Origin of the sequence: Polyangium sp. 6x1 (assembly GCF_029946515.1) — a bacterium.
Lineage (GTDB): Bacteria > Myxococcota_A > Polyangia > Polyangiales > Polyangiaceae > Polyangium.
In genome coordinates, this window is record NZ_JARZHH010000037.1 from 16,434 (window position 1) to 37,207 (window position 20,774).

The window sequence follows — 20,774 nt, forward strand, 5'->3', positions numbered from 1 at the left end:
GTACGATGCGGTGGTCATGCGCACCTTCGAGGTCTCGTCGGTCAAGCTCGCACACCGCCCGTTCGGTACGAGCCCTGCGGCAGAGAAGCTTCGCGAGAAAGAGCGCGCGATCGCCTCGACGTGCAACGCGCCCGAGATCATCGAGCTCGACAACGAGCTGAGTGAGGGGATGCACCCGTTCCTGCAGGCGGTCGCGTTCGCGTACGCGGAGCACCGCCCGCTGACGCTCGCCCCGGACGATGTGTGGCTCTGCCTCGTGCAGGGGCTCGCGCTCCACGTGAACGACAACGCCGAGGCGCTGCGGGAGCGCTTCGTGCGGCACCAGGGGAAAAAGGACATCATCGTCGCGCTTGCGGAGGAGCCGGGGCAAGACGTCGAGGCGTGGCGCGGGGCCATCGACGCGCTCACGGCGGGCGTCGCCGAGGAGGTCGGGAAGAAGCGCGACCTCTTCGTGGCGGGGTTTTCCACGACCGGACCGATCGAACGAACGGCGTTCCAGATCGCCCTGCTCGACACGCTCCAGCATTACTTCGAGTACAGCTTCTTCGTCATCTGCGGCATTCCGTCCATTACGCTGCTCGGCACGCCGGCCGATTGGCGGGATCTCCGGAAGCGCGCCGCGGTGCTCGGCGAATTCGGGTTGGCGGCGTGGACGGCCGTGGTCCTCGACATCCTCGACCAGTTCGTGGCGGCGTCGGAAGGAGACGTCGACGTGGAGTTCTGGCAATCCATTTACAAGGAGACCGTCCTCCGTCCATCCGGAGAGGAGGTGTGCGGCGGAGATACGCCCGTGGTCACGGGGTGGATCAACGTGCTTCTCTCGACGGCGTGCACGGCGCCACTCTCGACGTGGATGAAGCACGAATCGGGGAACGAGCACACGTCCTTCACGACGGGCCTTTCGGTCGCGCCTTTCGTGAAACGCGCCGAGGAGCAAACTGTCGCCATGGAGCTCGTCGGGGGTTTCGTGGGGATCGCTCAGGATCCGGCGACCCTCGCGCTCCGGCCCGCGATCGGCTGGTTCGTGCGGGAGAGGCGCGAGCAACCCGGCGTTACGTTCGATGAGGAAGACGGCGTCGCCCTGGCGCCCCCAGAACGAAGGAAACCCGTGGAGATCCAGGATCGGTCGTCGGAGCCGTTCGTGTTCGATCTCGACGTTGCCGACGCGGGATGGATCGTGCACCGTGAAAACGACGCGGAGGCAGACGCGGCGACCCATTTAGATCGCGGCATCCTCTACCTGGAACTAGGGATGCGCAGCGACGCCGTCGAAGAATTCGACCTGGCCGCCCGCGAACCGGCCTACGCCGGGACGGCGCTCTCGCGGAAAGGTCACGTGCTGATCATGGCGGGGGATCGACCGGGGGCCATCGAGGCGCTCGAGCGCGCGCTCGAACAGAGCCTCACGCCCGAGCAGAACCAATGGGTCCGCGAAAGGCTGGCCGAGCTGGGCGCGCCGCCCCAAGCATGAGGCGGCGGCCCCAGGCGCTCCCCTTCCTCAGGGCGACAGCTTCGCCACGAACACGTCCGACGTGTTCGTATCTCCAGACGCGATCGTCCCGAGACCAAAATCAATATTGGCCCCAAACTCGCCGGTGAGCACGATGTTCCCCATCGGATCCGTCGCGATCCCGTTGCAAGTGTCGCCCTCGTACACGACCGGATCGCCGTATTGCTTGCTCCACACGTAGCCGCCCGTGGGGCTCAGCTTGAGCACGAAGATGTCGGGCGACGAGGCCACGGCGTTCACCACGCCGCCACCAAAGTCCATGCTGCCGAGGAACGTACCGCTCACGATGACGTTGCCCGCCGGATCCACGGCGAGCGTCGGGTTGTAGAACGCCTTGGCAGGGGTCGAGCCGTAGGTCTTCGTCCAGACGCACGCGCCGCTCGGATCGAGCTTCGCCACGAAGAGCCCCGCGTTGTTCAGCGGCGTCACAGGCCCGCAGCCGAGGTCGAGGGCGTCCTGGTGCGTGCCCGTGAGCAGGATGTTGCCCTGCGGATCGACGGCCGCGCGGAAGATCTCCTGCGTCGACGCGGAGCCGTAGACCTTGCTCCAGAGGTGCGTCCCGTCCGCGGCGAACTTCGCAATCGCGATGTCGTTGTTGCCCGCCGACGTGAGCACGCCGCCGCCGAAATTGATGGTCCCCTGGAGGTCGACGGCGAGCACGATCTCCCCCGCCGCATTGACGGAAACGCTCTTGCCGTACTGGAACGAGGCGTCCCCGAATCGCTTGCTGAAGACGTGGTTGCCCGCGGCGTCATAGAGGGCGAGGTAGGCGTCGGCGTACGACCCATTCAAGCCGCCGCCGCCGAAGTTCACGGGGCCGCCGTTCACGGTCCCGGTGACCACGACGCCGCCCGCCGCCGTGGCCGCGACGTCGGACGCGTTTTGCGAGTCGGTGTTCTCGCCGATGACCTTGCTCCAGAGCACCGCACCCGTCGCGACGTCGTGCTTGAGGAGGAAAATGTCCCCGCTGCCGCCGATGGGGTTATAGGTCTTGCCCGCCACGGTCATGCCGCTGAGGAAGTATCCGGCCGTGAAGACGTTGCCGGTCGGGTCGAAGGCGAGGGCATTGAGGTGACCGAGCTGGTTCGTCGCGCTGAACTGCTGCTGCCACAAAAAGCCGCCGTTCGGATCGAGCTTGACGAGGAATGCGTCGGCCGAGCCCGACACGGTCATGGTGGCGCCACCGAAATTGACGTTGCCGCCGCTCATCGTGCCGATGAAGCCGATGTTCCCCGCGGAATCGGTGGCGATGCGGAAGCCGCTCTGGGTCGACGCGTCGCTGCCGTACCCCTTGGCCCAGAGCCCCTTGCCGAGCGCAAGGCCGTCGTCGACCATGCCATTGCAATCGTTGTCGAGCCCATCGGCCACCTCGGCGCTCGGCATGACGTTTTGCACGCAGCCGAGCGCGGCGTCCTTGCACGCCGTGGTGCCTTCTGCGCAGACGCCCGGCAGGGCCGTGTCGCACGGCATGCCGACGCCCGCGACGTCCTCGTCGACGGTGCCGTCGCAATCCTCGTCGACGCCGTTGCACGTCTCGGCCTGCGATCCGGGCGCGACGTCGGCCTTGCAGACGAGGCTGCCGCTCGTGCACGCGGTATGACCCGCGCCGCACGCGCCGGGCAACGCCGTGTCGCAATCGGCGCCGCCGCCGGGATTGCCGTTGTCGATCACGCCGTCGCAATCGTCGTCGAAGTTGTTGCAGGTCTCGGCGACGCAGTTCTGGCCGCCGGCGCCGCCCGTTCCACCGGCGCCGCCCATGCCGCCCGTCCCGCCGACGCCGCCCATCCCGCCGACGCCGCCCATCCCGCCCGTCCCGCCGGTCCCGCCCATGCCGCCGATCCCGCCGGTCCCGCCCGTCCCGCCCATGCCGCCGGTCTGCATCGAGCCGCCCGCTCCGCCGCTGCCACCGGAGGAGGTGCCCGCGGTGGTCGACGTGCTCGGGTCGTCGCTACAACCCGCGATCGCGACGAGGGCAAGCGTGCCCCAGACGCCGACGACGGCGCGAGGAAGGGAAAAGTACGAACGCTTGAGTTGGTAATCCTTCGTGGTCATTCGGGCCGCCAGGTATCAGGCTCTCCCGTGACCTGTCAATAGCCCGACGCCCCCAGGGCTTCCGCGCGATGCACGTCCCTTCCCCCGCTTGCAACGCGTGCAAACCGCACTTTGCGCGTACCGGACCCCGCCTGCACGCGCTGCAAGCGGCGCCATGACCCTACAAAGAGGCGTTTGCACGCGTTGCAAGCGGCTCCCCGTACACGCAAAGAGCCGTTTGCAACGGTTGCAAGCGGCTCCCTGAACGCACAAAGAGCCGCCTGCAAGCGTTGCAAGCGGCTCCCTGTACACGCAAAGTGCGGTTTGCACGCGTTGCAAGCGCCCCTCGGGACACGCAGACGCGGTTTTTCAAGCGGTTTCGCGCGGTGGACGATGCGCGGCGGGGTGCCTTCAGGGCGAGAGCTTCGCCACGTACGCGTCCTGCGTGTTCAGGTCGACGGCCGAGATCGTCCCCGAGCCGAAGTTCATGTTGCCGCCGAAATCACCGCCGAGCAGGATGTTCCCCATCGGATCGGTCGCCACGTCGTTGCACGTGTCCGTCTCGTACTCCACCGGGTCGCCGTCGTGCTTGCTCCACACATAGGCGCCCGTGGAGCTCAGCTTGAGCACGAAGATATCCGGAGACGATTCCACGGCGGTCATCATGCCGCCGCCGAGGTCCATGCTGCCCAGGAACGTCCCCGTCACGATGACGTTGCCCGCCGGATCCACGGCCAGCCTGGCTGCGTTCACCCCCTTGACAGGGGTCGTGCCGTAGGTCTTCGTCCAGAGGCACGCGCCGTTCGGATCGAGCTTCGCCACAAAGAATCCGTGGTTGTTCGGCGGCGAGACGGGCCCGCATCCGAAATCGATGGGATCGTAATGGGTGCCCGCGAGCAGGAGGTTGCCCTGCGCATCGAAGGCGACCTTGTTGACGTTCTGCTCCATCGCGGTGCCGTAACGCTTGCTCCAGAGGTGGGTCCCATCGGCAGCGAATTTCGCGATCGCGACGTCGGCGAAGCCCGCCGACGTGAGCACGCCGCCGCCGAAATGGACCGTGCCCTCGATGTCGACGGCGAGGGCGATCTCGCCCGCCGCATTGACGGCGACGCTCTTGCCGGACTGCCTCGAGCCGTCCCCGAATCGCTTGCTGAAGAGATGAGTGCCCGTGGCGTCGTACATGGCGAGGATGGCGTCGGTGGAAGATCCGGCCAAGGGGGCGCCGCCAAGGCTCACGGCGCCACCATTCACGGTCCCCGTGGCCACGAGGTTGCCGGCCGGCGTGGTCGCGAGGTCCGACACGCCTTGCGAGTTGGTGGACTCGCCAAAGACCTTGCTCCAGAGCACCGCTCCCGTGGCGGCGTCGTGCTTGAGGATGAAAATGTCCCCGCCGCCGCCGATCGGATTGAGGGTCGTGTTCCCCACGGTCAGGTTGCTGACGAAATAACCGGCCGTATACGCGTTCCCGGTCGCATCGAACGCGAGGGCCGAGACCCAGCCGAGGTTGTTCGAGGCGCTGAATTGCTGTTGCCACAAGAAGCCGCCGTTCGGGTCGAGCTTGACGAGGAACGCATCCTCCGAGCCCAAGACGGTCATGATGGGGCCGCCGAACGTGACGAACCCGCCGGTCATCCAACCGATGACGCCGATGTTTCCCGCGGAATCCGAGGCGATGCGGGTCACGCTCTGCGTCGACGTGTCACTGCCGTACCCCTTGGCCCAGAGCCCCTTGCCGAGCGCGAGGCCGTCGTCGACCATGCCATTGCAGTCGTTGTCGAGCGCATCCGCCACCTCGGGGCTCGGAAGGACGTTCGGCACGCAGGAAAGCGCGGCATCCTTGCAGGCCGTGGTGCCGGCCGCGCAGACGCCCGGGAGCGCCGTGTCGCAGGACATGCCGGCGCCGGGAATGTCCTCGTCGATGGCATTGTCGCAATCGTCGTCGACGCCGTTGCAGGTCTCTTCGACGCAGGTCTGCCCGCCGGAGCCGCCCATTCCACCGACGCCGCCCATTCCGCCGGTCCCGCCGACGCCGCCGGTTCCGCCGGAGCCGCCCATTCCACCGGCGCCGCCGGCGCCGCCCGTTCCGCCGGCGCCGCCCATTCCGCCGGCGCCGCCCATTCCACCGACGCCGCCCATTCCACCGACGCCGCCCATTCCACCGACGCCGCCCGCCCCGCCAATCCCGCCGGTCCCGCCCATGCCACCCGTGGAGGGCGCGCCCGCGGCGCCGGACGTGCCGGCTCCGTCGTCACAGCCGACGATCGCGACGAGCGCAGCCGTGCCCCAGATGCCGAGGAAGACGCGAGAAAGGAAAAACGAGGAGCGCTTGGATCGGAGGTCGTTCGAGGTCATTTGGGCCGCCAGTTACCCGGCTTCCCAGGGACCTGTCAACGACCTTACTTCCCGAGCGCTTCCGCCCGATTCACGATGCGCGGCGTGATGAAAATCACGAGCTCGCTGCGGCTGTCGCTCGATCGGCGGCGCTGGAAGAGCACGCCGAGGATCGGGATGTCGCCGAGGACGGGGACCTGATCGAGGTTGCGGCCGGTGTTGCGCGTGAAGATGCCGCCGATGACCGCGGTGTGGCCGTCCATGATGAGCAGGTCCGTCTCGGCCTCGCGCTTCAAGATCGTGGGATCGCCGCGCGCCGAGGTCTGGTTGAAGTCGGGCTCGTCGCGGTTGATCTTGACGTGCATCGAGACGCTGCCGTCACTCGTGACGTGCGGCTTGACGAGGAGCTGGAGCTTCGCCTCCTGGAACGTCGTCTGCACGCCCTGCGCGCTGATCTGCGAGAACGGGATGAGCGTGCCCTGGCTGATGCGCGCCTCGCGGTTGTCGAGCGTGAGGATGCGCGGGCTCGACACGATCCGCAAAAGGCCACTCGCCTCGGCCGCCGAGAGGCGCACGGCGAGGTTGACCGTGTTGTCGATCGAGCCGAGCGTCATGCCGATCGCGCCGCCGAGGCCCGTGCCCGTGATGGCCGGCAAGTTGACCGCGAAGTTCGGGTTCTGGACGGTGTTCTGGAACGGCGAGAGGCCGCCCGTGGGCGTCGCCTGATCACTCGCGCCGCCGGTGACGCCGATCTGCGAGGGGAAGACGAGGCCCGTGGGGTTGCCCGTCGCCGGGCTGAAGGTGCCGTCGCCGCCCCACTGGATGCCGACGTCGCGCAGGTAGCGGCTCGTGGCCTCGACGATGCGCGCCTCGATGAGGACCTGCGGCGTCTGCGTGTCGAGCGCGCGCACGAGCTCTTCGAGCTGGTCGAGGTTGCCCGCGACGTCCCGCGCGACGAGGACGTTGGTGCGCTCGTCGACGGCGAGCGAGCCGCGCGGCGAGAGCAGATCCTTGCCACGCGCCTGGAGCTCCTTGGCGACGGCGTAGTTCACCGGGATGAGGCGCGTCTCCAGCGGCGCCAGCGCGAGCTCGCTCTTCCTGCGCGCGAGGTCGAGCTCGCGCTCCTTGTTGAGCTCGGCCTGCGGCGCGACGCGGATCATGTTGCCCTGGCGGACCATGCCGAGGCCCTTGGCCTGGAGGACCGTTTCGAGGGCCTGATCCCACGGGACGTTGCGCATCCGGATCGTGATGTTGCCCTTCACGTCGTCGGACGTGACGATGTTGACGCGGCCGACGTCGGAGACGAGGCGCAGGACGTTGTGGATGTCGGCGTCCTTGAGGTCGAGGTCGATGCGCCGGCCCGTGAAGCGGCGCTGCTGCGCGAGCGTCGTCGGCAAGAAGCCCGCGGCCTCTTCGCCAGACGCCGTCGTCTCCGCAGCCCGCGACGTGCTCGGCGCCCCTGCGACGTCCTCTTCCCGCGCGACCGTGCGCACGCGGCGCGCGGCCCCGCCGTCAGCGCCGACGCCGCTGAGCATCGGGTGCGCCGCGCTGTCCGCGAACGTGAGGACGAGGGTGTTCCCCTCGCGCGAGGCGACGCCGACCGCGTCGCCCTTGGGCTCGACCTCGACGACGACGCGGGACGCATCGCTCTTGCGCCGGTACGTCGAGATCGCGGTGATCGTGCCGCCGAAGGCGCTGACGTCGAGCTTGCGTTCGAGCGCGTCGGGCAAGCGCACACCTTCGAGCTCGAGGATGGAGCGGCCGCTCGCCGAGGTCACGTGCGAGAACTTCACGCTCTCGTTGAGCTCGACCGTGACGCGATCCTTGCCAGCCTGATGGTCGTAGCGGACGTTCGTGACGGCCGCGCCGGCCGCCGCATGCTCGGCCTTGCGCTCCTCGGCCTTCGGCGCGGCGGACGACGACGTGACCACGGGCGTGGCGGCGCGCATCGGCGCGGTCGCGTCCGCAGCCGCGAGGTCGACGACGAGGCCCGTGGACGTGGCGCTGATGCGGTACTCGGCCGTGCGCGCGAGCTGCACGAGGACGCGCGTGATCTTCTTGCCGTCCTGATCGAAGGTCTGCGTGAGGACGCCGCCGACGAGCGCGTTGCCTTGCGTGATGGCCGCGGGCGCGCCCTTGATCTCGGCGCCCGACACGTCGATCACGAGGCGCTTTCCGCCGCCGTCGACGCGCGCGAAGAAGCGCGGCTCGGCGCTCGTCGTGACCGAGACGCGTGCCTCGCCTTTGCCGACCGCGGCGAGCTTGACGTCCCGTACCTCGAGCCGCGTATTGCCGTCGGCGTAGGCCCTTGCGGAGGCGAAGGAGAGGAGCGCCCCGAGGAGCATCGCGGAGCGCGGTTTCGTCAGCATGCGCCCGATGCTACCCAAACCGCGCGGAAGGGGCCTAATTCGTCGTTACCGCCGGGCCTCGTTGCCCGCGTTTTCTTCGGGGAAGAGCGCGATCACTCGCGTGACGGGGGCGATTTCCGGGTGTGCCGGGTCCTCGCGAACAAAAACGACGTCCCCGTCGCGGATGCGGTCGACACGCCAGTTGATGGCCACGTCGATCCCCGCCGGGCCGCCCGTACGCACGATCTCGGGCTTGCCCACGAAGTCGCCGACCTTGACGACCCACCCCACGTTCGCGGGGTCGATGAAGAGCGCGCGGGGCTGCGAGCGCGTGACGAGGCCCGAGAGCTTGAGCTCGTCGAGCCCGTATCGCTCGATCACCACCGTCCGCTGCACCACCGTGCGGCTCTTGGCCTGCTGCGCGAAGACGCTCGCGAAGCCGCGGAACGGGTCGCGGTTCTTCTCGGTCTCGGTGAAGTCGGCCTCGAGGAACTCGCGCTGCGGGAGCTCCGGTGGCTCGCTCTTCGCGGCCAGGGCGCCGCCGTCCGCGCCCGTGCCTGCGCCGCCGTCGGGCGTGGCGCCAGGCGGCGGGGTCGCGCTCGGCGGCGGCACCCAGAGCTCATCGTCCTCGCAGCCGGCGGCGAGCGCCGTCGGCACGAGCGCGACGAGCAGCATCCCGAGCTTCGCGCGCGGGCTCTTCATTTGCCGGTCCCCCTTCGCTTCGCCCCGTCCTTGCCGTCGAGCTTGAGCGCGCGGAAGGCCGTGCCGAGGCACTCGACGGTGACCTCCGGCTCGACGGGCTGATCGGGCTTCGCCGAGGTGGTCTTCGTCGACAGCTTCATCTGGATGTCTTCCATGTTGATGATGCGGTCGATCTGCCCCACGCCGTGGAAGAACTTTGCGATCTGGTGGTAGCGACCGGTGAGCGTGAGCTTCATCGGCACCTTGGCGAAGAACTCTTGCGGGACCTCGTCGACGGGCGTCCAGCTCGTGAGGTTCACGCCGGCGATGGTGGCCGTCTGCTGGAGCGAGGCGAGGAACGCGGGCGTCTCGGGCTCGTCGGGCAGGATCTTTTTCGTCTGCTCGGCGCGCGCCTCGCTGCGGATCTTCTCGTCGCGGTCCTTCTGGTAGGCCTCTTTCACGGCCTCGGCCGCGCGGAGCTCGCCGCGCAGCGTGCCCTCGCGTTGCTTGGCGGCGGCGAGGTCGTTCGAGAGATCTTCGTAGACGAAGACGAAGAAGAGCGCGCCGACGAGCGTCAGGAAGAGCAGGCCGACGCCAATTTTGCCGGCGAGGGGCAGACGATCGAGCGACGAGCTCCCCGCCGCGGGTGCTTTGGCGGCCATCAGTACCTCACCTTGAGCTGCAGGGCGAAGCTCACGAGATCGATCTTCGCGGTGCGGTCCTCGTCCTTCTTCCCGGGCAAGAGCGTGACCTCGTAGAAGTACGGCGAGAGCTTGAGCCGCTGCGCGAGCTCGTAGACGTCGTTGCCGTCGCGCGCGAGGCCCTCGATGCGCACCGTGCGTTGTCCTTCGACGTACGCCGTGAGCCAGAGCCTGCGCGCGTCCCAGGCCGGGTTGAAGACGGCGAGGGGGTTGTCCTTGCGCAGCTTCGCGAGTTTGTCCGGATCGGCCGAGGGCCCCCTGCCGGTCGACATGATCTGCGCGAGCTCAAGCAAGACGGCCGTCGGCCCGCTGCGCCCTGCCTGGAGCTTCACGATCGCCTCTTCGCGCGCGCGCAGCACGGCGAGGGCCTTCTTGATGTCTTCGTGGTCGGCGACGAGGCGCTTGATGTCGTCGATCTGGCTCTTGAGCTGCGCGTTCGTGCGGTTCTGCGCGTCGAGCTCCTCGCGCTTCGACTGGTAGAAGAGGAAGAGCCCCACGATCTCGAGCAGCACCACGGCGAGCACGACGAGCAGCCAGCGCTGGCTCGGGGCCCCCGTCGCCGCGCCGCGCTTGTGCGGCAGGAGGTTGATGCGGATCACGCGCGCTTCTCCTTGTCCTTGCGCATGGCGAGACCGAGGGCCACGCAGAGCTGCGAGCCGCGGGCGCGGAGCATGTCGGCGCTCACGTCCTTGCCCTCGACGGCGACACGCTCGAGCGGCTGGAGCATCTCGACCTGCACGCGCGAGCGGCGCGAGATCGCCGCAGGCAACGCGGGCAGGTTCGAGGTACCGCCCGTGAGGTAGATCCGGTGCATCTCGGGCTCGCCGCTCGTGGCGAGGAAGAAGTCGAGCGAGCGCTGGATCTCACCGGCGATCGTGTCGCAAACGGCGTCGACGATCGGCGGCACCTGGGCCGCCGGGCCGAAGGGCTGCGCGACGCTCTGGCACTTGAGCTCCTCGGCCTGTTCGAACGTCACGCCGAGCTGCTTCTGGATCTGCTCGGTGACGTAGTTGCCCGCGTTCGGGATGTCGCGCGTGAACGAGCTCGCGCCGCGCGAGACGATGTTGATCGAGGTGAGCGAGGCGCCGACGTTGATGATCGCGAACGTCTGATCGGCGGGGATGCCGCGCCCGTACTCGAAGAGGTTCTGGACGGTGAAGGCGTCGATGTCGAGGACGAGGGGCTTTAGCTTTGCTTGTCGCGCGACCTCGAGGTAGTCGCTCACCTCTTCGCGCTTCGCGGCGACGAGGAGCAGGTCCATCTGCCCGGCTTCGGGGCGGCGACGCAGGACCTCGTAGTCGACGTGCACGTCCTTGATGTCGAAGGGGATGTGCTGCTCCGCCTCCCACTGGATCTGCTCGTCGAGCTCGGTCTGGGTCATCAGCGGCACCGTGATCTTGCGGATGATCACGGCCTGACCGCTGATGCTCAGCGCGACCTCGCGTTGCTTGATCTTGGCGTCCGCGAGCGCCCGGCCCACGGCCGCGACGATCGCCGAGGCGTTCATCACGTGGCCGTCGACGATGCTCTGCGGCGGCAGCGGGCAGTAGCCGGCCCGGACCAGCGACAGCCCTTTGCGACCTTCCTTGAGCTGGCACACCTTGATGGCGCTCGAGCCGATGTCGACGCCCACCAGGTTGTTTCCGTCCGCCATCGATCAGTCCTGGTCCTCGTAACAGCGGCGCGCGCAGGCTCCGCCGGCCCGACCCCGGGAGGGGGTCCGAGCCAGCATCGCACCCCCGCCAATCCGCGGCCAAAATAGTGCTTTACGCATCGAACGGTTCCGCGTACCGAAGGTAAGACAGCCTTGGGTGCGTGGCCGTATCGAGCCCCCAGGCAACGTTGAATACATCACACATGGACGCTTTCGCCTCGAAACCGGCTCGTTCTTCGTTCCGGCTCCGCTGCGCCGCCTTGATGGCCGGCGCGGCGGTCGCGCTCTTCTCGGTCTGCGCCGAGGCGGGGGACGTGGTTCACGTCGTTGCCAAGGGGCAGGTCCTCGTCCAGATCGCGAAGCGGTATCGTACGACAGTCGAGGCGATCCGCGCGGCAAATGGGCTGCGGCCCGGGCAGCTCCTCAAGCCGGGCCAGGAGCTCGTGATCCCCGAGAAGGGGAAAGAGGCGGAGGCCGCGAAGAAGGCGGCGGCGCAGCGGGCGGCCAAGGATGGCAAGAAGGCGGACGCGAAGGAGAGCGCCGCCGCTGGCAAGGGAAAAAAGAAGGGCGACCCGAAGCCCGCGAAGCCCGAGCCGCTCGTGATGAAGCCGAAGCGGCCGGGATTCGTGAAGCTCGTGCGCGGCAGCGAGCGGCTGGAGACGCAGCTCCTCACGAAGCACGGGCGGCTCGTGCCGTCGGCGCTGACGGGGCTCGGCAAGATGATGCGGCACGGGCCCTCGGGCGCGAAGACCGCGATCGATCCGCGCCTCGCCACGCTGATCGGCATGGTCAGCGATCACTTTGGCGGGCGTACGATCCACATCACGAGTGGGTTCCGACCCTATTCTCCCACCCAGTACACCAAGCACTCCAACCACAACCTGGGCAGGGCGATGGATTTCAGCATCGAGGGCGTGCCGAACACGATGCTGCGCGATTTCTGTCGGACCTTTCGCAATGCTGGGGTAGGTTACTACCCGAACAGCACATTCGTTCACCTCGACGTCCGGACCACGAAGGCCTTCTGGATCGACTATTCCCGACCCGGTGAGGCGCCACGCTACGATTCCCCAGTGGCCCAGGCCTCCGCGGACGAGTCGACGGCGGACGTGGATCAAGCGCCTTCGGGCGCGACCCCTGCCCCCGCTGGGGCAGGAAAAGAAACGCCGACCACACCCCCTGCGCAGGGAGGTGGGTCTGGGGATACCCATCCCCCCCCTTCGCAAGTCGTTGATCCTTCAACTGGAAACTCCAGCACCCAGGATCCGACGCATCGAAACACGCCGAAGGCGGGTCAGAACTGACCCTGCCTCGGTAGGAAGCGTTAGGGATTTTCCTGAGACTCTGAGGGAATTTCCTGGTGCAGAATCCGTGGTGTAGATTCGTTTGCGGTCCTTCTCTGGAGGACGGGACCAGTGTACGTTTGGGACGAGCCGCTCCTTGCCACCTCACAAGGATGTGCCACGAACGTTGCTTACATCACGAGGTCCCTGAACAGATGCAGCAGTCCTACTTCCACCGACAGGATGTTCAGGAACGAGACGCGACCGTCATCGCCCAGGCGGATCTGAGCGGGTGTACGGCCATGGTGTCCCCCTGCGCCCCGCAAGAGCCTGCCAGCACGGTCGGTCGCCGCTCGCTCCCCGAGGCGCCGCCGTCCGATGTGCGGCCTCGGCGCGGGCGGGCGGCGCAGGAGGGAGGGTTGGCACCGGTGTGCCCACACACCCTCAAGAGCTACCTGCCGCTCGTGAACCAGATCGTCGCGCAGATCGCGCGGCGGCTGCCGGCGAACGTGCTGCGGGACGACCTGCTCGCCGCCGGCGTGTTCGGGCTCCTCGACTCGCTCCGCAGGAACGGTGGCAACGGGGGCGAGACGTTCGAGTGGTACGCGCGCATGCGCATCCGCGGCGCCGTGGTGGACGAGCTGCGCGCCCAGGACTGGCTGAGCCGGCGAAGGCGCGCTGCCGTGACGGCGGCGCGGGATGGCGAGACGGGCACCGCGCGGCCGACGTGCCTCGTGAGCCTGCACGAGCTGACGCCGGTCGAAGAGCAGGTGCACCTCATCGCCGAGGACGAGGACCCGGCGGCGGCGTTCGAGGCGCGCGAGTCGTACCGCGCGCTGTTCCGGGCGATGGAGCAGCTCCCCGAGCGCGAGCGGCAGATCGTCGGGATGCACTACTTCGACGGCGTGAAGCTGAAGGACATCGGCGCGCACCTCGGCGTGAGCGAGCCGCGCGTGTCGCAGCTCCACGCGCGCGCCCTCGGGCGGCTGAAGATCCTCATCCAGCGCGCCGCGGCCTAGACGGCGGCTCCATCCCCCCTCTCCCTCCCGGGAGAGAGGCACCGCGGAACTAGTTTGCTTTTGCAGGACCGAGGAGCGCAGACGCGCGGCCTCGCATGGGACTCTCGAGGACGTAGAGCGTCGTCTGCTCGTAGCGCGCCTCGGGGGCGGTCTCGCCGCCGGCGCGGTGGACGAAGGCGTTCAGATGCGCGCCGCGATCGAGCGCCACGACGCGCGTGCAGCCCACATCCACGAGCGCCTCGGTCGTGGCCTCGTCGGTGTCGAAGGTCGTCGTCGCGACGAGGACCGCGCCATCGCCGAGCGCGCAGAGGGCCGCGCGCGGGCGCATCGAGCCGACGACACGCGCCTCGGGCAGAGGCCTTCCCTCGTCCGCGGTGAGAGGGAGCTCGGTCGCGTCGGCGTCGGGCGTGGGCGTGAAGGCCTCGCTCTTGTCGATGCGCACAGGGCCGTCGCCGACGACCAGCGCACCCGCGCCGGGGGCGAACTTGAGGCCGATGGATCCGTCGATCGCGAGGCCACGCGGGCCCTTGCGGCGGCCCGCGCCGAGGCCGACGGCGGCGAGGACGTGGGGACGCTCGGCATCGGAGAGCGCGCCGGGGAAGGTGCCGCCGAAGCGATGCGAGAGCTCCTTCTCGCCGGCGCGGATGTGCAAGGTGAAGCGCTCGGGGGCAAACCACGCGACGCGCACCTGCGCGCCGAGCTTGGAGACCGTCGCGGTGTAGATGCCCGGTTGCCAGAGCGGCGTGGGCTGCGTGCCGGGATCCGGCTCCCACGCGACGCCCTCGGGCAGCGGCGCATCCGGGTTCGCCTTGCGCACGACGACGTAGACGAGCTCGGTGGGCGAGCCGGAGAGCGCGCGCGCGGGCGCGAGGGACATGCCGGCCGCGTGCACGCTGGCGCTGATCTCGTCGCCCGTTCGCTGGAAGAAGCCGATGCCCGTGGGATCGGGGCTCGTGGCGAGCGGAAGGGCCTCGCGGCAGCCGGCGAGGACGAGCGCGCGCGCGAGGAGCTCGGCGGGCAGGGCCTCGCCCCAGCCGTAGATCAGGTGGCCCGCCTCGGTCACGCAGAGCGCGGAGCGATCGGCGAGGACCGCGTCGGCCTCGGAGAGTTTTCCGACGTGGCCGGACGTGACCAGCGGCGCGCCGGTTTGCCGGAGGGAGCGGATCGCCGGCGGCACGTCCGCGCCGAAGGGCCAGGCGCCGATCGAGGGACGGCCGAAGCGATCGACGGCGAGCGTGGAGGCGTCGGGTTGCGGCGGCAGGAAGGTGCGGCGCTCGACGACGAGGCCGAGCGGAGGCGCGTTTGCCGGCGGGCCACCCGCGAACACGGCGACGGCCGCGGGCACGTCGGCGGCCGGGATGCGTCCCTCGCCGCGCAGGCCCGTCGGGGTGCGCGGCGCGAGCGTGCCGGGCATCGGGCGCAGCTCGAGGCGCCTGCCATCCATCGCGACGAGGTGCACGACGGCGTGCGGGCGATCGGGATCCGGACGGACGATCGTCGTGAAGAGGGCCGGCGGCGCCTCGGGCTTGCTCATCGGCAAGGGCGCGGGCGCCGGGAGCCAGAGGCCCTCGCCGGGCATCGTCCGGTCGCGCTTCGTGGCCACGCGGGGCGGCGGGAAGCCCTCGTCCGAGGGCGCTTCCGTCGACGGCGCGGCGGGCAGCTCGGGCGGCGGGGATGCGGTCGCCTCGCGCAGGCGGATCGACGTCGTCCGGAGGCTCGTGACGATCCGCTTCACGCGACCTGCCGAGCCCTCGCCGACGAGCTCGCGCGTGGTCGCTTCGAGGAAAGGCGACCACGGGGTCACGTCGTGCGGGAGGCGCTGCGCGGAGAGCGCGTGCTCGTCGCGCGGGCCGGGGTTCACCGACGCGTCGGAGAGCGTCACCGCGGCGGGCAACGCGTCCTGCCCGAGGGCCATGACGAGCATGTCCTCCGTGAGCTCGAAGCGCGCTTCCTTGGGTGGCGCGCCGAAGAGGACCGCGATCTCCCCGATGCCGCGCAGCGCGCCCTCGGAGAGCCAGTTCTCCACGGAGGCGCGCAGCCGCTCGCTGCGGGTACGCGCGGCCTGCACGGCTGCGTCGCCCGCGAGATCGAGGATCGTGATCCCCTGGACGAGGCCGTCCGCGCTGGTGGCGTAGGCGGCCCAGCGACCGTGGGCCACGAGGTCGTGCTCGTGCCCGAGCGGCGTGTTCGTCAGGTTGACGACCCTGCGCACGGCGACCGGACGACCGCCGCGCGAGATGCGTACCTCCGCGCGGTAGAGATCGTTCGTGGGCGCAGCGTTCGCTCCGGATGGCCGAGCCGCCAGAAAGAGCACGCGGCGGCCGATCATGGCGTCGTGCACGAGACCGCCGCGCTCTTCCCAGACGAAGTCCTCGGGCCGCACGGAGCCGCCCACGGTGGCGCCGAGCATGGCCGCAACGGCCTCGACGCTCCGCGCGGGAGGCGCCGGGCTCGTGGCGACGCGGATCAGGAGCGCGACGAGCGCGATCCCGAGGACGAACGGTCCACGCGAGCGCGCGTGCGCCGCGAGGGTATCGACAAAGGTGCCTCGCGGCGACGTCATGGCTTCCGGACGGGGATGATTTGGGATCGCACGATCACGCGGCGGTTGTTTTGATGCCGAGGAGCACGCGGGCGCGATCGGGATCGACGATCTCGCGGCCGAGGCTCCTCGCGTAGGCGGCGGCGCGCGCGACGAGCGGCGCGCTGCCCTCGGAGAGGACGCCCTTCTCCAGGTAGATGTTGTCTTCGAGGCCGACGCGCGCGTGGCCGCCGAGCTTGATCGCGAGCTCGGTCATGGGCCTCTGGTGGCGACCGACCGCGGCGACGGCCCAGGTCGCGCCGGCGGGGATCTGCGAGCGCATGAAGAGCACGACCTCCTCGCTCGGCATGATGGCGCCGGGCACGCCGAGCACGAACTGGAAGTGAAGCGGCGCGCCGATGAGGCCCTCCTTCAGCAGCGCGAGCGCCTCGTGGATGTGTCCGACTTCGTAGCACTCGAGCTCCGCGATGCTGCCGGCCTCGCGGATGCGGCGGGCGATCGCGCGGATGTCGGGGCGCGTGTTCACGAAGATGTCGTCGCCGAAGTTGATCGTGCCGCAGTTCAGCGTGGCCATCTCGGGCTTGCACGCGAGCGGGCCGAGCCGCTCCTCGACGCTCATGCCGACGGCGCCGCCGGTCGAGGTCTGGATGATGACGTCGGTCTTCTCGCGGATGCGGGCGATCGCCTCGCCGAAGAGCTCGCTCGACTGCGAGGGCGTGCCGTCGGCGTTGCGCACGTGCAGGTGGATCACGGCGGCGCCCGCGTCGCGACAGCGCGCGGCCTCGTCGGCGAGCTCCTGCGCGGTGATCGGCAGGTAGGGCGTGTGCGCGCGCGTCACCTCGGCGCCCACGATCGCGGCCGTCAGCACGAGCGGCGACTCGGGCGGCGTGACGATCACGTGCGGAGGCGGCGTGATGATCGGGCGCGGCTCGGGCAACTTGGCGACGAGCTCCGGGCCGGGCGACGAGAGCGCGGGCAGCACGAGGCGCGGCCGGCGCTGCAGATCCTTCGGCACCACGCACGTGCCGATCGCGCGGCAGACCACGACCGGCTCGGCGAACGCGTCCGCCGCGGAGGGCGAGAGCGCCGGATCGCGCACGTTGGCGACGACCTTGCGCGCTTCGAAGGCCATCGTGCGCGACGTGTTGCCGACCTTCGTGATGACGCCGGTCGCCTCGATGTAGTCACCGGCACGGACGGGCGCGAGGAACTCGACGGCCTCGTAGGCGCGGAAGAGGCCCTCGTCGCCGTCGAGCCGGATGAGCAACTCCGTGGCGACGTCGCCGAAAAGCCCGAGGATCCGGGCTCCATCGACGAGCTCGCCCGCGTAGTGGGCGTCGTGGGCTCCGATACGAACGCGAAGCGTGACGGTCAAACCTAGGCCGATGCTCATGGCGGGAGACTCAACAGTCGACAGTCGGTAGTCAACAGGGGAAACTGCGCCGCGCCGCGGATCGCGCTCGGGGCTCCGAATCGCCCCGAACCCCTCGGGCGTTCGAGACTGTGATGACGTACGTAGACGCGAGCAACCTCCCACACCACGTCGGGATCATCATGGACGGCAACGGCCGCTGGGCCGAATTGCGCGGCGAACCTCGTGAGGCTGGCCACAAGGCCGGCAGCGCGGCGGTGCGGAGGGTGGTCCGGGCGGCGCGGCGGCTCGGGCTGACGGCGCTGACCTTGTATGCGTTCAGCGAGCAGAACTGGGCGCGGCCGACGGGTGAGGTGGACGCGCTGATGGGGCTCTTGCACGAGTTTCTCGTCGCGGAGCGAAACGAGATCCTCGACAACGAAATCCGGCTCGTGGCGATCGGCGACCTCGAGCGACTGCCGCCGTTCGTGCGCGACGCGCTCGATCCGCTGCGCTCGGCCTCGGGGGACAACCGCAAGATGACGCTCGCGCTGGCGCTCTCGTACGGCGGGCAGGAGGAGATCGCGCGGGCGGCGCGGGACCTCGCGATGGAGGCGAGCGAGGGCAAGCTCGACCCGCAGACGATCGACACCCGGGCGATCGCCGCTCGCCTGCCGAGCCTTGGCGTCGGCGAGCCCGACCTCATCATCCGCACGGGCGGCGAGCATCGCATCTCGAACTTCCTGCTCTTCGGCGCGGCCTACGCCGAGCTCGCCTTCACCGACGTCCTCTGGCCCGACTTCAAGGAGGAAGACCTCTTCGAAGCGCTCGCCAGCTACCAGCGTCGCGAGAGGCGCTTCGGTCGGGTCCTTTCGCATGCTACGTCTCCGCGCACGGCTTCGCCCCTCGACGGCGGGGCGATGAGGGTTTGAACCTTGGCTGCCCGTAGCAATCTCGCGATGCGCCTCCTCTCGGCGGTCATCGCAATCCCCCTCCTCCTCGCGCTGCTTTATCGCGCTCCCACGTGGGGCTGGGCGCTCTTCCTCGCGCTCGCGCTCGCGGTCGGCGCGATCGAGCTGTTCGGCATGACGCACCCGCAGGATCGCGCCTCGCGGATCCTCGGCGTCCTCTTGTCGCTCGGCGTGATGGCGACGCTCTGGTTCTTCACGACGAACGCGGCTGCGCTCGTCGCCCTGCTCTTCCTCCTGCCGACGGTCGCGCTCTTCATCACGCTCGCGCGGCTCGGGTCGATCGAGACCGCGGCGCTCCGCGCGATGGCGATGGGGTTCGGCCCGCTCTACCTCGGCGGCGGCCTCGGCTCGCTCGCGCTCTTGCGGCGCGACGCCGGTACTTCGGGCGCTGGCTTCGTGCTGCTCGCGCTCGTGCTCTCGTGGTTCAGCGACACCGGCGCGTACTTCGCGGGCCGGTTCCTGGGCAAACACAAGCTTTACGAGGCGGTCAGCCCCAAGAAGACGGTCGAGGGCGCGGTCGGCGGGCTCGCGGCGGCCGTCGTCGGGGCCGTCGTGGGGCACTATTTCTACTTGAAGAGTTTGCCCCTCGAGCACGCGATCGTGCTCGGGCTCGTGGCGGGCGCGGCCGGACAGGCTGGAGATCTCGCGGAGTCGATGATCAAGCGATCGGCCGGGGTCAAGGACTCGGGCGGCATCGTCCCTGGCCATGGCGGCATCCTCGATCGTGTCGACGCGCTGATGGTGACGGGGACGTTTACGTACATCTACGTCCTCTTCTTCTGGCCTCGCCCTTGATCGATCGAGTGACCACCCAATGACGCGTGTCGTCGCGTGGCCTCGATGTTGCACCGCACAAATGGCAATTTTTTCGCAAAAGCTCCGATGACGCGCGTCATCCGCGAATGACGCGCGGCGCGTGCGCAGAACCGCGAAACAAAAAATGGATTTGGGCTTTGGCACGGACTAGAACGGCCACCCATGGATAACAACCAGACGGTGAGCACAGCCGGGTCTGTGAGCGTGCCGCCAGCCGCTGTCGAGAAGCACCACAAGTACGAGTTCTTCAAGGTCGTACAGGGCTATCTGGACGAGGCCGCCCGCGTCATCGATTTGCCCGAGTACATCAAGACGATCCTCAGCCAGCCGAAGAACGAGATCATCATCAACTTCCCCGTGAAGATGGATGACGGCTCGATCCGGCTCTTCAAGGGCTACCGGGTCCAGCACAATAACCTGCTCGGCCCGTACAAGGGCGGCATTCGTTATCACGAGGGTGTCTCGCTCGACGATGTCAAGGCGCTCGCGGCGATGATGACCTGGAAGTGCGCGCTGATGAACCTGCCGCTCGGTGGCGGCAAGGGCGGCGTCAAGTTCGACCCGAACAAGGTCTCGCGCGACGAGCTGCAGCGGATCACGCGTCGGTTCTTCCACGCGCTCGGCTCGAACATCGGCCCGGACACGGACATCCCGGCGCCGGACGTCGGCACGGACGCGAAGGCCATGGCGTGGGCCATGGATACGTACATGAACACCGTCGGCAGCCTCTTCCGCCAGTCGGTGAAGGGCGTCGTGACGGGCAAGCCGGTCGCCTGCGGCGGCACGCTGGGCCGCGAGAAGGCCACGGGCCAGGGCCTCGTGTACACGATCCAGGAGTGGGCCGAGGAGCGCGACTTCCAGCTCGGCGGCGCGACGCTCATCGTGCAGGGCTTCGGCAACGTCGGTTCGTTCACCTCGCTCATCCTGTCGCGGCTCGGCGCCTCGACGATCGCGGTCGGCGACCATTCGGGTTACCTCTACAACCCCGAGGGCTTCAACCCCCACAAGCTCCAGGACTACGTCAAGAAGAACCGCTCGATCGCGGGCTACCCGGGCGGCAAGACGATCAGCCGCGAGGAGTTCTTCAAGATCAAGGCGGACATCTTCATCCCGGCCGCGCTGGAGAACCAGATCGGCATCGAGGAGGCGAAGGCGCTGCAGGTGCGGCTCGTGGCCGAGGGCGCGAACGGCCCCTGCTCGCCCGAGGGCGAAAAGATCCTGATCGATCGCGGCATCGACATCCTGCCCGACGTGCTCGCGAACGCCGGCGGCGTGACCGTCAGCTACTACGAGTGGGTGCAGAACAAGCGCTCGGAGCACTGGACGCTCGAAGAGGTCGACGAGCGCCTGGAGAAGGCAATGCAGCGCGCCTACCGCGAGGTCGTCGAGCTCGCGCGGCAGAAGAAGTGCTCGATGCGCGTCGCGGCCTACGCCGTCGCGCTCCAGCGAATCGCCGCGGCCTACGGCGAGCGCGACATCTTCCCCTGATCCAATCCGGGTAAGAGCCGTCTTTGCGGCGCGCGTGACGGAAGGTCC

At 68.9% G+C, this 20,774-nt stretch carries 15 protein-coding genes; 6 read left to right on the forward strand and 9 right to left on the reverse strand.

Going from position 1 to position 20,774, the window contains the following annotated elements:
• The first annotated feature begins 16 nt into the window (after positions 1-16).
• Positions 17-1,471 (forward strand): DUF4419 domain-containing protein, encoded by a 1,455-nt coding sequence (locus tag QHF85_RS29650; protein ID WP_281330717.1) that lies wholly within the window; start codon positions 17-19, stop codon positions 1,469-1,471.
• A 27-nt stretch (positions 1,472-1,498) separates the two neighbouring features.
• On the opposite strand, the gene QHF85_RS29655 is transcribed toward QHF85_RS29650, so the two are convergent.
• From QHF85_RS29655 to pilM, 7 genes are all read right to left on the reverse strand, one after another.
• The gene (locus tag QHF85_RS29655; RefSeq protein WP_281330718.1) at positions 1,499-3,562 is read right to left on the reverse strand and encodes a MopE-related protein; all 2,064 of its coding nucleotides are present in this window, start codon (positions 3,560-3,562) and stop codon (positions 1,499-1,501) included.
• Positions 3,563-3,952: 390 nt separating this feature from the next.
• Positions 3,953-5,893 (reverse strand): hypothetical protein, encoded by a 1,941-nt coding sequence (locus QHF85_RS29660; RefSeq protein WP_281330719.1) that lies wholly within the window; start codon positions 5,891-5,893, stop codon positions 3,953-3,955.
• A 44-nt stretch (positions 5,894-5,937) separates the two neighbouring features.
• Positions 5,938-8,241: a type IV pilus secretin PilQ gene (pilQ, locus tag QHF85_RS29665; protein WP_281330720.1), complete on the reverse strand. Its 2,304-nt coding sequence runs from the start codon at positions 8,239-8,241 to the stop codon at positions 5,938-5,940.
• Positions 8,242-8,286: 45 nt separating this feature from the next.
• A complete protein-coding gene (locus tag QHF85_RS29670) occupies positions 8,287-8,922 on the reverse strand; it encodes a pilus assembly protein PilP (RefSeq protein WP_281330721.1) in 636 nt (211 codons plus the stop codon).
• The gene (gene pilO, locus QHF85_RS29675; protein ID WP_281330722.1) at positions 8,919-9,563 is read right to left on the reverse strand and encodes a type 4a pilus biogenesis protein PilO; all 645 of its coding nucleotides are present in this window, start codon (positions 9,561-9,563) and stop codon (positions 8,919-8,921) included. Before pilO ends, QHF85_RS29670 begins: the two co-directional genes overlap by 4 nt.
• The gene (locus QHF85_RS29680; RefSeq protein WP_281330723.1) at positions 9,563-10,201 is read right to left on the reverse strand and encodes a PilN domain-containing protein; all 639 of its coding nucleotides are present in this window, start codon (positions 10,199-10,201) and stop codon (positions 9,563-9,565) included. The genes pilO and QHF85_RS29680 overlap by 1 nt, the downstream gene beginning before the upstream one ends.
• Positions 10,198-11,256, reverse strand: coding sequence for a type IV pilus assembly protein PilM (gene pilM, locus QHF85_RS29685; protein WP_281330724.1), 1,059 nt, complete (start codon positions 11,254-11,256; stop codon positions 10,198-10,200). Before pilM ends, QHF85_RS29680 begins: the two co-directional genes overlap by 4 nt.
• Positions 11,257-11,459: 203 nt before the next feature.
• Here pilM and QHF85_RS29690 point away from each other — a divergent pair, with 203 nt between their 5' ends.
• Positions 11,460-12,560: a DUF882 domain-containing protein gene (locus tag QHF85_RS29690; RefSeq protein WP_281330725.1), complete on the forward strand. Its 1,101-nt coding sequence runs from the start codon at positions 11,460-11,462 to the stop codon at positions 12,558-12,560.
• Between the two features lie 407 nt (positions 12,561-12,967).
• Complete coding sequence (locus QHF85_RS29695) at positions 12,968-13,558, forward strand: sigma-70 family RNA polymerase sigma factor (RefSeq protein WP_281330726.1); 591 nt, start codon at positions 12,968-12,970, stop codon at positions 13,556-13,558.
• Between the two features lie 49 nt (positions 13,559-13,607).
• Here QHF85_RS29695 and QHF85_RS29700 read toward each other — a convergent pair whose 3' ends face one another.
• Together QHF85_RS29700 and QHF85_RS29705 are read right to left on the reverse strand one after the other, a co-directional pair.
• Positions 13,608-16,121, reverse strand: coding sequence for a hypothetical protein (locus QHF85_RS29700; protein WP_281330727.1), 2,514 nt, complete (start codon positions 16,119-16,121; stop codon positions 13,608-13,610).
• Between the two features lie 34 nt (positions 16,122-16,155).
• Positions 16,156-17,493 carry a 3-keto-5-aminohexanoate cleavage protein gene (locus QHF85_RS29705; RefSeq protein WP_281330728.1) on the reverse strand — a complete coding sequence of 446 codons (1,338 nt, stop codon included), beginning with the start codon at positions 17,491-17,493 and terminating at the stop codon, positions 16,156-16,158.
• Between the two features lie 113 nt (positions 17,494-17,606).
• Here QHF85_RS29705 and uppS point away from each other — a divergent pair, with 113 nt between their 5' ends.
• The 3 genes from uppS (at position 17,607) to QHF85_RS29720 (ending at position 20,726) form a co-directional block, all read left to right on the forward strand.
• Positions 17,607-18,383 carry a polyprenyl diphosphate synthase gene (gene uppS / locus QHF85_RS29710; protein WP_281330729.1) on the forward strand — a complete coding sequence of 259 codons (777 nt, stop codon included), beginning with the start codon at positions 17,607-17,609 and terminating at the stop codon, positions 18,381-18,383.
• A 27-nt stretch (positions 18,384-18,410) separates the two neighbouring features.
• On the forward strand, positions 18,411-19,217 hold the full coding sequence (locus tag QHF85_RS29715; RefSeq protein WP_281330730.1) for a phosphatidate cytidylyltransferase: 807 nt from the start codon (positions 18,411-18,413) through the stop codon (positions 19,215-19,217).
• Positions 19,218-19,400: 183 nt separating this feature from the next.
• Complete coding sequence (locus QHF85_RS29720) at positions 19,401-20,726, forward strand: Glu/Leu/Phe/Val dehydrogenase (protein ID WP_281330731.1); 1,326 nt, start codon at positions 19,401-19,403, stop codon at positions 20,724-20,726.
• Positions 20,727-20,774: the final 48 nt, after the last annotated feature.

Bases quoted from the DNA above. Each gene is read 5' to 3' on its own strand.
- QHF85_RS29650 (WP_281330717.1), top strand. From the start codon at position 17: ATGCGCACCTTCGAGGTCTCGTCGGTCAAGCTCGCACACCGCCCGTTC.
- QHF85_RS29655 (WP_281330718.1), bottom strand. From the start codon at position 3,562: ATGACCACGAAGGATTACCAACTCAAGCGTTCGTACTTTTCCCTTCCT.
- QHF85_RS29660 (WP_281330719.1), bottom strand. From the start codon at position 5,893: ATGACCTCGAACGACCTCCGATCCAAGCGCTCCTCGTTTTTCCTTTCT.
- pilQ (WP_281330720.1), bottom strand. From the start codon at position 8,241: ATGCTGACGAAACCGCGCTCCGCGATGCTCCTCGGGGCGCTCCTCTCC.
- QHF85_RS29670 (WP_281330721.1), bottom strand. From the start codon at position 8,922: ATGAAGAGCCCGCGCGCGAAGCTCGGGATGCTGCTCGTCGCGCTCGTG.
- pilO (WP_281330722.1), bottom strand. From the start codon at position 9,563: ATGGCCGCCAAAGCACCCGCGGCGGGGAGCTCGTCGCTCGATCGTCTG.
- pilM (WP_281330724.1), bottom strand. From the start codon at position 11,256: ATGGCGGACGGAAACAACCTGGTGGGCGTCGACATCGGCTCGAGCGCC.
- QHF85_RS29690 (WP_281330725.1), top strand. From the start codon at position 11,460: ATGGACGCTTTCGCCTCGAAACCGGCTCGTTCTTCGTTCCGGCTCCGC.
- QHF85_RS29700 (WP_281330727.1), bottom strand. From the start codon at position 16,121: ATGACGTCGCCGCGAGGCACCTTTGTCGATACCCTCGCGGCGCACGCG.
- QHF85_RS29705 (WP_281330728.1), bottom strand. From the start codon at position 17,493: ATGAGCATCGGCCTAGGTTTGACCGTCACGCTTCGCGTTCGTATCGGA.
- uppS (WP_281330729.1), top strand. From the start codon at position 17,607: ATGACGTACGTAGACGCGAGCAACCTCCCACACCACGTCGGGATCATC.
- QHF85_RS29715 (WP_281330730.1), top strand. From the start codon at position 18,411: ATGCGCCTCCTCTCGGCGGTCATCGCAATCCCCCTCCTCCTCGCGCTG.
- QHF85_RS29720 (WP_281330731.1), top strand. From the start codon at position 19,401: ATGGATAACAACCAGACGGTGAGCACAGCCGGGTCTGTGAGCGTGCCG.